This is a genomic window from Mesorhizobium sp. M4B.F.Ca.ET.089.01.1.1 (assembly GCF_004022605.1).
In the GTDB taxonomy this organism is placed as follows: Bacteria; Pseudomonadota; Alphaproteobacteria; order Rhizobiales; family Rhizobiaceae; genus Mesorhizobium; species Mesorhizobium abyssinicae.
This window is the reverse complement of sequence record NZ_RZOS01000185.1, coordinates 1-10,659: the sequence shown is the minus strand read 5'-3', so window position 1 is coordinate 10,659 and position 10,659 is coordinate 1. Positions and strand designations below refer to the sequence as shown.

Annotated in this window: 11 protein-coding genes; 5 read left to right on the top strand and 6 right to left on the bottom strand. The window is 65.3% G+C overall.

What is annotated here, in order from left to right; genetic code table 11:
- From EN780_RS18270 to EN780_RS18260, 3 genes are all read left to right on the top strand, one after another.
- Positions 1–1,991 (top strand): glycosyltransferase family 2 protein (locus EN780_RS18270; RefSeq protein WP_133372639.1); only part of this gene is annotated, 1,991 nt, incomplete at its 5' end.
- An 82-nt stretch (positions 1,992–2,073) separates the two neighbouring features.
- Positions 2,074–2,850 carry an OmpA family protein gene (locus EN780_RS18265; RefSeq protein ID WP_128274912.1) on the top strand — a complete coding sequence of 259 codons (777 nt, stop codon included), beginning with the start codon at positions 2,074–2,076 and terminating at the stop codon, positions 2,848–2,850.
- Between the two features lie 7 nt (positions 2,851–2,857).
- Positions 2,858–3,436 carry a cation transporter gene (locus EN780_RS18260; RefSeq protein WP_128274911.1) on the top strand — a complete coding sequence of 193 codons (579 nt, stop codon included), beginning with the start codon at positions 2,858–2,860 and terminating at the stop codon, positions 3,434–3,436.
- 76 nt (positions 3,437–3,512) lie between these two features.
- Here EN780_RS18260 and EN780_RS18255 read toward each other — a convergent pair whose 3' ends face one another.
- Together EN780_RS18255 and EN780_RS18250 are read right to left on the bottom strand one after the other, a co-directional pair.
- Positions 3,513–4,103, bottom strand: coding sequence for an NAD(P)H-dependent oxidoreductase (locus EN780_RS18255; RefSeq protein WP_128274910.1), 591 nt, complete (start codon positions 4,101–4,103; stop codon positions 3,513–3,515).
- Positions 4,104–4,212: 109 nt separating this feature from the next.
- The gene (locus EN780_RS18250; RefSeq protein ID WP_127285222.1) at positions 4,213–4,581 is read right to left on the bottom strand and encodes an antibiotic biosynthesis monooxygenase family protein; all 369 of its coding nucleotides are present in this window, start codon (positions 4,579–4,581) and stop codon (positions 4,213–4,215) included.
- Positions 4,582–4,676: 95 nt separating this feature from the next.
- Here EN780_RS18250 and EN780_RS18245 point away from each other — a divergent pair, with 95 nt between their 5' ends.
- A complete protein-coding gene (locus EN780_RS18245; RefSeq protein ID WP_128274909.1) occupies positions 4,677–5,153 on the top strand; it encodes a MarR family winged helix-turn-helix transcriptional regulator in 477 nt (158 codons plus the stop codon).
- Between the two features lie 202 nt (positions 5,154–5,355).
- Positions 5,356–6,516 (top strand): hypothetical protein, encoded by a 1,161-nt coding sequence (locus tag EN780_RS18240; RefSeq protein ID WP_128274908.1) that lies wholly within the window; start codon positions 5,356–5,358, stop codon positions 6,514–6,516.
- A gap of 45 nt (positions 6,517–6,561) precedes the next feature.
- Here EN780_RS18240 and EN780_RS18235 read toward each other — a convergent pair whose 3' ends face one another.
- The 4 genes from EN780_RS18235 to EN780_RS18220 form a co-directional block, all read right to left on the bottom strand.
- On the bottom strand, positions 6,562–7,560 hold the full coding sequence (locus EN780_RS18235; RefSeq protein WP_128274907.1) for a Rieske 2Fe-2S domain-containing protein: 999 nt from the start codon (positions 7,558–7,560) through the stop codon (positions 6,562–6,564).
- Positions 7,557–8,702: a GNAT family N-acetyltransferase gene (locus EN780_RS18230; protein WP_245500012.1), complete on the bottom strand. Its 1,146-nt coding sequence runs from the start codon at positions 8,700–8,702 to the stop codon at positions 7,557–7,559. Before EN780_RS18230 ends, EN780_RS18235 begins: the two co-directional genes overlap by 4 nt.
- Positions 8,699–9,955, bottom strand: a complete 1,257-nt coding sequence (locus EN780_RS18225) for a F390 synthetase-related protein (protein ID WP_128274905.1) — start codon at positions 9,953–9,955, stop codon at positions 8,699–8,701. Before EN780_RS18225 ends, EN780_RS18230 begins: the two co-directional genes overlap by 4 nt.
- Positions 9,952–10,659, bottom strand: a 708-nt coding sequence (locus tag EN780_RS18220) for an MBL fold metallo-hydrolase (protein ID WP_128274904.1), incomplete at its 5' end; no start/stop codon positions are given. The genes EN780_RS18220 and EN780_RS18225, both read right to left, overlap by 4 nt.

The window sequence follows — 10,659 nt, the reverse complement described above, 5'->3', positions numbered from 1 at the left end:
TCACCGCGCACTACAACCGGGCGGCGCTGTTGCCGCAGGCGATCGCCTCGGTTCGCCGCCAGGACTATCCGAACATCGAATTGGTCGTCGTCGACGACGGCAGCACCGATCCGGACGCGGTTCGGCTGCTGGCGGAACTCGAACCGGAGTTCGAGCAGCGCGGCTGGCGGATCATCCGGCAAAAGAACGGCTTCCTCGGCAAGGCGCGCAACACCGGCATCCGCGCCGCCAAGGGTTCGCTGATCCTGTTCCTGGACGACGACAATGCGCTGTTCCCAAACGCCGTCAGCACGCTTGTCGCCGGCATGCAGAACTCCGGCGCCGATATATGCACGACCTTTGCCAAGTGGCTCAACGAGCCCTTCGTGCCGCCGGATACCAAGAGCGGCTACATGCTCTATTTCCCGGTCGGCGGCCCCACCGACATCGCCCTGATCACCAATCCCTATGGCGATGCCAATGCGATGTTCCGGCGCGAGGTGTTCGACAAGATCGGCTACCTCAACGAAGAGCGCGGTTTTTCCGCCAGCGATTGGGAATTCTTCCTACGCGCCGACCTCGCCGGCCTGGAGGTCGTTACCGTGCCGGAGCCGCTCTATTGGTACCGGTCGGCGCCGACAGGCATGAACCGGAATGCCGAGTGGCTGAGGAACCGCAGGCCGATCATCGAGGTCTTCCGCAAGCACAAATTCGCGCGAACGGACATGTTCGTGCAGCTCGGCATCAGCTCGAACACGGCCAGCCACGAGAAGGACCTCAACCTCTGGAATCTGGAATTGCGGGTCAAGGACGAGCGGTATCTGAGGCTGAGCGCGGGTTCCGCCAATGCCCCGGACGCGATGCAGCTGCTGGCCGAGATCGCGGCCCGGGAAGGCCGGGCGGACACCGCGATTTCGCTGCTCGCCCACGCGGGGCGGTCCGACTTTACGCTTGGCGTGGTCGACATGCTCAAGGCAGCCGCCGACGAGACCGTGCCGGAACTGCATTCCTCGCTCTATCGCGAGCACTACCTTTCCGTCGAGCCGCTGCGCCTGGCTCATGTCGGTTCACATCCGGATGCCGATGCCGATCCGCTGAGCTATGTCGAACAATCGCCGGATCAGCTCTTTCTCGAAGCCAAGGGCGGCAACATCACCATGGCCTTGCTGAAGGGCACCTGCCCGCCGGGCGCCATCGGCGCGAGCTGCTGGGTCTATCTCGACGAGGACCTGACCGAGCCCGCGCAGTTCCAGCTGGCGATCGTCGACGCGGAAAACCAGACCTTCGGCGACCTCGCCAAGGTGCTGGAGAGCAATGGCGGGACCGGCTGGGCGGATGTCAGCCGGGCGCACGAGGCGCGCGAGATCCAGGCGGCCGTCAGCTCGCCGTCATCAGCCAGGCGCGACCTGCTGCTCGCGGTCAGGACCGGCGGCAGCCGCGCGCAGGCACGGGTGCTGGGAGGCTTTTCGAGCATCCAGGTCCGCCATGCCGTTTCGAACGGCGCGAGACACCCGCGTCTCAACGCGCCGCAACAGCGCCAGCGCATGCGCCGGATAACCAATGACGAGCTCAAGCATGCGGCGCTCGTCATCAACCATCCCTCCGATCTGCCGACACTGCTCGTCGCCGGCGACAATGGCGGCATATTCCTGCGGCCGAACACGCATGGCCCGGTCGTCGCCGCCCTCAATTCAGCCTTCCCGGCCTTTGCCAGAAGCGTCGTGGCAACGGTAGAGATCGCACATGAGGAGGCGTCTCCCTTCGAGTTCGCCATGGCGCTGGGCAAGCCGGAGGAAAGGCTCTCCTGGAAAGGCGATGCCCCGACCGGTGCCCTCGCCTTCTCCGGATGGACACGGGTTTCGAGACCTTTCGAGCTGCAAGACTTGAAAGTCTCGATCCGCGAGATAGATCGCAAATGGCTGACGATCTATCTGGCCATCCGCCTGCCGCGCGGCTCCAAGTCGATGCCGTCCAATGCCTTCTGGCGCAAGCTGCTGCTCGTGTGGGACTGACGAACGCCGGCCGCGGTTTGCCCACCTTGCCGCAGTAAAGAGCGGGGCGTTAGACTAAGCCGCAGCAGGAGGCGCCAAGAAAATGAAGAAATCATTCATTCTTGTTCTGGCCTTTATTAGCGCTGTCGCAAGTACGGTAACTTTCAGCGCAGTCGCCCAGGAACGCGACGTTGGCCCGAACTGCACGCAGTGGAACTCCTATCGCGTCCTCTTCAAGAAGGGCGACGGCAAGATACCCGAGGATTCCGCCAACGCGTTGAAGGCTTTCATCAAGGACGCCGGGAAGGATTGTGGCTACAGGCTCTATGCGACGGCGAGCAAAGAAGGTGGCTACGACAAGGCTGACGGCATTGCCGGCCGCAGGCTCGAGGCGACCAGCGACTTCCTTAAGGTACAAGGCGTCAAGCCGGAAATGGTGCTTGCGCTCTCGCATTGGGTCGACGACAGCGCCACAAACACGAACACGGCGCGGAGCGCGATCGTGTACACCTTGCCGAAGCAAGGGATATCGTGCCGGCAATATGAGAGACGCGCAGCTGCCCAAGTCCATCTGTTTTTCGACAGCCAGTCCTCTGTGATTTCATCGCGGATCAAGAATGACCTCGAGAAGTTCGCCGCGAGCATCAAGGACTCGCGTTGCAACGTCGAACTGACGGCCTTGGCGGCCAAGGAATTCAAAGGCGCCAATGCCGCAAAGACAAACAAGGCACTAGCCAGGCAGCGTGCGAAGGCGATCGTGGACATCCTGACCGCGGCTGGGATCGACGGTGACCGGCTCATCGACACGAACGTCGAATATGTTGGCGACAGCAAGCCGAACGTCGCCAGGAATCGCCTGGCGATCGCCTCGTTGATGTAGCAGAATCATGACTGGCGACCTGAGCAGGACCGTGCGGTTGGTGGCGATCCTGAACCTTGCCTATTTCGGGATAGAATTTGCGATTGCCGTCCGGATCGGGTCCGTATCGCTATTTGCAGACAGCATCGATTTTCTGGAGGATGCGTCGATCAATCTCCTGATCCTGGTCGGGCTGGGTTGGGCGGCCCGCAATCGGGCGCGGCTTGGAATGCTGCTCGCCGGCGTACTCCTGGTCCCGGCTTTGGCCACGCTATGGACCGCATGGCAAAAGCTCCATCTTCCGGTTCCGCCCTCGCCCGTACCACTCACTCTCACGGCAATGGGTGCGATCCTCGTGAACCTGTCATGCGCACTCATGCTCGCGCGTTATCGCCATCATGGAGGAAGCCTCTCCCGCGCCGCGTTCCTGTCGGCGCGCAACGATGTCCTTGCCAACGTAGCGATCATCGCTGCCGGTCTGGTCACGGCATTCCTGTGGAATTCGGCCTGGCCCGATATCATCGTCGGGCTTGCCATCGCTGTCTTGAATGCCGATGCCGCCCGCGAGGTTTTCAGTGCCGCGAGGCGCGAGCAGGCCGAAAGTTGAATCCGACATGACCCATTCAGGCGGCCTGGTTGTGATGCCTCTTCCCCGAAGATCGTGCCGGGCACGGCAATGGAGCTCAGAACGTATCGAAGCGACGCTCCACCTCGCGCGCGAACATTTCCCGCTTTTCGTCCGATATGCTGTGAACGGAGTATCGCGACAGGTACAGATGCCGCACGCCCCGGCCGCACATGGTCTTCAGGCCGCGCAGCAGCACCTTCTTTCCGGGGTTCTGCATATAGAGTTGGGTGTACCACCACGGCGACCCGCATGTGGTGACCACGCCCATGCGGCGGATATTGAGCAGCGAAGGCTTGATCAGGCCGTCATCGGGCGGCACCTCGTAAGCGATACCTGGGCGCCATACGCGATCGAAATAGCCTTTCAGTATGGCGGGCATGCCCGACCACCAGGTCGGAAAGCAGAAGACGCATGCCTCTGCCCATAACAGCGCATCGACATAGACCTGCAGATCCTTCGGCACCTGGGAGGGATCGTAGTGGCCACGCCATTCCTCGGGCAGCATCGCCGGATTGAAACCCATCTTGTACAGGTCGAAGTCGATGACTTCGTCGCCTCTCGCCTTGAGCGTCTTGACGATGCGCTGGTGAAGCGACGCCAAATAGCTGTCAGCCTCCGGGTGCGCGTAGAGTACGTTGACCTTCATCGGATGACGCCCTCAAGCCTTCCACCCCCGAAGGTACTAGTCGAAGCTAATAGGCTTGCCTAGCTGCCGAGGCACGCCCTTGCGTTTGGCGTCATCCTTGCCGCTTCGGCTAGGCCACGCAGATCCCCGGCACCGCGACCTTCTCGAACAGATGCGGCGACGCGACGGCCGAGGACGGATAGGCCGAGATCTTCGCCCTGAACTGCGGATGCGTGAAGGCGGCGCGGAAGGCGGCGGTCGATTCCCACACGGCATAGTTCAGGTAGGTCGGGCTGTCGCCGATCGCGCGGTGAAGCTGGGTCGAGATGAAGCCCGGCTGCTGCTTCATGAACACGGCGTCGTCCTGCCAGACGTCGAGGAAGGTCTGCTCGTCGGCCTTGTCGAGCGTGAAGACGTTCACTAGCACGACGGCGGTGGCATCGATGGCGACCTGGCGGTCGATCGGGAAAGCGGGGTCGAGGGGGCGCATATGGGTCATGAGGGTTTCCTTCAATTGGTGTTATGATGTCAATCTGTTACGATGCCTACATATGCGTTTGACAACATGATGTCAATATCGATACAAGGTGACAAATGTCCAGCACGAAGCGAACACCGCCCGGCAAGGCCTTGAGCGACCTCATCCTTGACCTGTTCAGGTTGAACAGCCGCATCAGCGCGGCCGGCGACAGGCTGGTCGCCAATCTCGGCCTGACCAGCGCCCGCTGGCAGGTGCTGGGCGCCATCGTCGCCGCCGCGCATCCGCAGCCGGTGGCGTGGCTGGCGCGCGATCTCGGCGCAAACCGCCAGAACGTGCAGCGCATCGTCAACGATCTCGAAAGCGAAGGGCTGGTCGCCTTCAGGGTAAACCCGCATCACCGGCGGGCGCAGCTTGTCGTCCTGGCCGACAAGGGGCGTGCAGCCTACGACGCGGCCATGCGCCTGCAGGCCCCCTGGATCAACAACCTCGCCGACGGGCTTTCGGTCGAGGACATCAACACCATGCACGGCGTGATCACGGCGCTGCGCAAAAAACTGGAAGGCAACGATGACGCTGAGGAGCAGAGCTGACCGCTGCGGAACGGTGGCTGTTCCATCCACCTGCTGAGCGCCGCCGCGATCCTGGCGCTGCTCGGTTCCCGGGATCGCCGGCTTTGGACGACCCGAGCCGGCTGACGATACACGGCGCGGCTCCGTTGCCAAGCGCACCGATTTCGCGCAACGGTTCCGCCAACCGCAATCACCGCCCTGGGCTTGCCGATGCCAATGTCCCGTGCCCGTTAGCACTGTCCTCGTCACCGGAGCGCGCGCGCCGGTGGCGCTGCATCTGGCGCGGCTGCTGCATGGCGCCGGGCGACGCGTAATCCTGGCCGACACCCCTGCCCGGCCGATCGCCGCCGCCAGCATAGCCTGCGCGCTCTATCGCCGCCTGCCGCCGCCGCGCTTCGAGCCGGCGGCCTATGCCGAGGCCGTCGAGGCGCTGGTGCGCGCCGAAGGGATTGGCCTGGTCATCCCGACCTGCGAGGAGGTTTTTCATCTGGCGCTCGCCTGGCGCGGCCGCGCGATCCCGGCGCGTCTGTTCGCCCCCGGTATCGAGCTGCTTGCCGAGGTCCACAACAAGCATGCCTTCATCCGGCTGGCCGAACGGCTTGGCCTCGCCGTGCCGCGAACGACGCTGCTGCAATCCAGAGCCGATCTGGAAGCGGTGCGCGGCCGCGCGCGCGAACTGGTGTTCAAACCGGCATGGTCGCGCTTCGCCAGCCAGGTGCTTTTGCGCCCCTCGCCCGACGAACTCGATGCCGTCACCCCCTCGCCCGCCATGCCCTGGGTAGCGCAGCATTTCGTGACGGGCGAGGAGATCAGCGCCTATGCGGTGGCGCGCGAGGGCAAGCTCAAGGCGTTCGCCCTCTATCGCTCGCTCTACCGTGCCGGCAAGGGCGCCGGTATCTTCTTCGAACGGATCGAGGATGCCTGGGCGCGCGAGCTGGTCGAGCGCATCGCCGGTGGCACGTCATGGACCGGGCAAATCTCCTTCGACCTGATGCGGCAGGCGGACGGAACAGTGCTGCCGCTGGAGTGCAACCCGCGCGCCGTCAGCGGCCTGCATTTCTTCCGCGATCCGGCGCGCTTCGCGGACGCCGTGCTGGGAGACGGGCCCGAGGTCAGACCCGATGTCACTGCGCCCCAGACAGTGCGGCTCGCCATGTGGATCTACGGGCTGCCGGCGGCCTTGCGCTCCGGTGGCCTCGGCCGCTTCAGCAAAGCGATGCGCGGTGCGGAGGAACTGCTCGACTGGCCCGGCGATCCTGCACCGGTCAAGGCGCAGTGGCCGGCGCTGGCCGAGATCGCCGGCATCGCGCTTCGAGAACGCATCGGCCTGCAGGCGGCGTCAACGCGCGACATCGAATGGAACGGGCCTGAGGAGCTCTTCTGAGGTCCGGCGCGAAGGAACGACACGCCGAGTTCTCCAATGCACCGTCTAAAGCTCGATCTGGTGCACGCGCGGCTCTTCCGCTGCCGGCGGCAGTTCGCCCGCGATGATCGCGGCGATGTCTCGGCGCAGGAAATCGAGCGGCCCGATCACCGGCAGCGCTGGCGGGGCAAAACGGGCGTTGTCGCTCGCCGATTTCAGCACGCGGCGATCCTGCTGCAACGCGATGTTGAACAGCGGTTTGAAGGCAAGCGCCTTGATCCCGCCGAACCAGCCCTGGCGCGGGCCGATCAGCCAGCCGACGCCCTCGACGGTGCGCGCGTCGGCCTGGCGCAGATGGAAGGTGGTGGCGAGCGCAAGCCCATCCTTGCCCCAATATTCGAGTTCGGCGATGCCGGGGTAACGGAAGCGGCCGATGGTTTTCGCGCGCTCGCCTTCCAATAGCCGGCTGATCAGCCCCTGCTGTCGATCCTCGCCGGTGTAGCAGGCCTCGACCCAGCCCTCGCCGCCGGTCACCTCGACGCGCACGAGATGGCGCTTCGAACCCAGGCCGCGCAGCAGGCCCTTGTGGGTGAAGTGGGTGTGGGTGGCATCGAGGATGTTTTCGGCCGCGTCGATCACCGTCGACTGCGTCGAGCTGCGCACCCGCCGCACGACGACGTTCTTGCCCTGCATGCAATGGAGATAGGGTTCGGCCTCTGGCGTGCCCGACGAGACGAAGACGACGCCGTCGCGCTCGATGGCGCCAAAGCGGCGCACCCGGTAATGCGGCATCTCGCCGACATGACCGGGGATGGCGGTGCAGCGCCCTTCCCCGTCATAGCGCCAGCCGTGATAGGGGCACTCGATCTCGCCGCCGACGAGCTTGCCGGTCGACAGTTCGACCAGCCGGTGCGGGCAGCGGTCGAACAGCGCCGCAATGCCTTGCGCCGAGCGGAACAGCACCAGCGGCTGGCCGTCGAACAGGATGCGCTTCGGCTTGCCCCTGATGTCGCCCGACAGCGCCACGGCCTGCCAGTGATCCTTCCGCTTTTGGCGCTCGCTCAAAGTTCGAACCTCCTGAGCAGGGGAATGCCTACCCGCGCCAGCACGGTTTCCATGACGCGGATCGCCACGCGTCGGCGACGCGGCAGATGACCGGCATAGACGGCGTTGTATTCGATCGCCGCGACGGCGCCGCGCCGTCGCTTGAAGCTTGCGGCCCCGGCGCTCATGTTGAAGAACAGGCCGCGCGCCGTGGCATGGTCCTGCGCCATCGCCATCACCATGCGATAGAGGCCCTCCGCTATCGGCAGCCCGGTGTCGTAGCCGACGATCGGCTGGGTCAGCGTGCCGCCGTTCTCGAACAGGCCGGTGACGGCGACGAGTTCGCCGCCCGGCCGACGCAGGCCGACCAGGCTGAGAACGCCGCGCCGGTGCATCTCGGCGATGTAGCGAGCGGTGTAGTGCGGGTTGAGCGGCGTGTATTTTTGCAGATAGAGCATGCTGTAGAGCTGTTCCGCGCGCGCATAGTCGGGATCTCTGAAATCGGCATCGCCGACGCGCTTGAAGGGCGTGCTGCCGAGCCGCTTGCGGTCGCGCTTCATGTCGTTGCTCATGGCCGGCGCCGAACCGCGGTCGGCGAAGATGTAGATCTGGCGCGCCGCCAGCATGCGAAAGCCTTCCGCCTTCAGCGCCGCGATGGTGGCCGGGTCGGCGATCTCGTTCAGCGAACGGATGACGATGGCGCGGTCCGGGAAGCGCGCCGCAAGGTCGGCGCGCAAGGCGGCGATTGCGGCACGGTCGAGCAGCGGCACCGGGTTGGTCGAATAGAGCCAGTTGTTGAGCTGAACCTGATGGTCGAGGCCGCTCGCCCGCACCAGCGGCGCGCAGGCGCCGATCAGCGCTTTGAGCGAACGCCGCAGCGACGGGTGCGCGATGAAGTTGCGCGTCTCGTCGACGGCATAGTCGATATAGGCGCCGGACGGGCAGCAGATGTAGCAGTTGGGCGCGTCGCTGGTGTCGTTCAGCGTCAGCGGGAAGGTGCGGCCGGCAACCTCCACGCTTTCGACCGACGTGGTAAGGTTGGCAACGAGATCGCGTACCGGCACGTCGTTGAAGAGCCGTACGAAAGCCTCGACCTTGCCGGGGCTGTTCTGGACCCGGTCCGCCTGCTGAAGCGGCCTCTCCATCATGGCGGCCGGGCTCACGGCGCCACTCCCAGCCGGCATTCGACGCGGCGTAATTTGCGGCCGGTCTCCAGCGGCAGCGGTGCCCGCACCAGATCGACCGTCGCCATCGCCTTGCGCGCCGCGAGCAGCGCGAGCACCGCCTGATGCGCGGCAGTCGCCGCCTCGTCGGCGAGATCCGGCGCGAGCCTCAGCTCAATGGCATCGGTCGCCGACTGCACCAGCCGGAAATCGTCGATGCGACGGTCGGCCTTGAGCACCGCATTGCGCAGTATGTCGGGGGTGAGCAGGACCTGGCCGGCGGCCGATTCCAGCCGGAAGACGTCGTCCATGCGGCCAACGATCTCGTCGACGCAGCGCAGCGGCGAACCGCATTTGCAAGGCTGCTCAGAGAGCCGCAACAGGTCGTTCATCCGGTATCGCGCCATGATCTGGGTCTGACGACGGAAGGCCGTGACCAGCGGCGTCACCAGCCCGTCGCCGGCCGGCTCGAATTCGAAGAACACCGAATCCTCGGCGAGATGCAGGCCGCCCTGCCGGCAGGTCACCGCGAACAGGCCCTCCGTCGCCATGTAGATCTGGTCGAGGGGCAGCCGGAAGAAATTCTCGATAACCGGACGGTCGACCGGATCGAGCGTCTCGGCGGCCGAGAAGACGCGTTGCGGCGAGAGCCGAAAGCCCGACGCCGCGAAATGCCGCAACATCTTCGGCGGCGCGATGATCACCGTTGGCTGAAAGTCCTCGAGCGTCGCGCGCCAATGTTCCGGGCCGAGCGTCAGGCCGAAGAAGCGCAGGTCGATGCGCCGCGATTTGCGGGCGCTGTCGTACAGTCCCGTGTTCTGCGGCAGGATGACGGCGACGCGCATTCCGCGCCACAGAAGATCGGGTGCCGCCTTGGCGAGGAGCGTACCCAGCCAGCGGTATTTTTCCGCCTCGGAGATGACGAACAGGCCGCGATTGCCGGATGTACCGGTACTCGCGCCAACCGTCAGGTCGCCGAGGCGGCAGTCGGCGGAAGCGGCGGCCCAGGCATCGCGGGCCGACACGCCGCCGATATTGAAGCGCTCGAAATTCGCCATCAGCAGCGCCTTGTCGGTCACAGGCAGGTCGCCGAGCTGTCGCGGCGCCTGGCCATAGAACGGCGCCAGCGGCAGGTCGTGGTCGAGCCAACGACGCAGGGGGGCCGCTTGCCAGCGCTCGAAGGCCGGCCGGCTTTTGCGCGAAACCCAGCGCGTCAGCACGAAGGAACCGATGGCTTCCGCGAGCCCGTTCATCCGGCCACCGCCGCCAGTTCGTGCGCAGTCAGGTCGTACTGCGTCATCGCGGGGTCGTGGCAGAGCATCACCTGTCCACCCGTCGCCTGGAAGCGACGCAGCGTCTCGCAGGTCGGGCCGATGGCGGCAACGTGCTCGGCGATAAGGCTGGAGGGAAAGCCGGGGGCGCGCTTCGGATCGAGTGCGGCGAGCAGCCATTGCGCGTCAACGGCATAGAGCAGCGGCCGCTCCAGCCCGGCGAACAAAAGGCCGAACTGGCCGTCGGCATGGCCGGGCAGATCGACCGCCACGACGCTCCCGTCGCCGAAGAGATCGGCTCCGCCTGGCACGCCGCCGCGCGTGTCGATCCGCCGCTTCGTGGACAGCCCGTCGAGCCTTGCCTCGAAGTCGGCCGGGAAGAGTTCGGTGAAGACGCCGTGGCGGAGGTTCTGCCTTGGCGTGCGCGCCTTGACGCGAGCCCAGGCCGCATCGCTGGCGATGAAACGGGCGTTGGGAAACAGCGACAGACCCGAGATGTGGTCGGCGTGGAAATGGCTGACGACGACGGCGCGGACATCGCCGGGCGTAAGACCGAAGCGCTGGAGCACCGTCAGCACCTGCTCGGTCGCGTTGAGTTCAGGCCTGAGCACCAGTCCGTAGAGGCGCAGCATGCGGCCGCGCCCTTGCCCTGTAGTCGCTTCGGGCGTGTAGCCGGTGTCGACCCT

Coding starts and splice junctions, on each gene's coding strand:
- EN780_RS18265 (WP_128274912.1), top strand. CDS start 2,074: ATGAAGAAATCATTCATTCTTGTTCTGGCCTTTATTAGCGCTGTCGCA.
- EN780_RS18260 (WP_128274911.1), top strand. CDS start 2,858: ATGACTGGCGACCTGAGCAGGACCGTGCGGTTGGTGGCGATCCTGAAC.
- EN780_RS18255 (WP_128274910.1), bottom strand. CDS start 4,103: ATGAAGGTCAACGTACTCTACGCGCACCCGGAGGCTGACAGCTATTTG.
- EN780_RS18250 (WP_127285222.1), bottom strand. CDS start 4,581: ATGACCCATATGCGCCCCCTCGACCCCGCTTTCCCGATCGACCGCCAG.
- EN780_RS18245 (WP_128274909.1), top strand. CDS start 4,677: ATGTCCAGCACGAAGCGAACACCGCCCGGCAAGGCCTTGAGCGACCTC.
- EN780_RS18225 (WP_128274905.1), bottom strand. CDS start 9,955: ATGAACGGGCTCGCGGAAGCCATCGGTTCCTTCGTGCTGACGCGCTGG.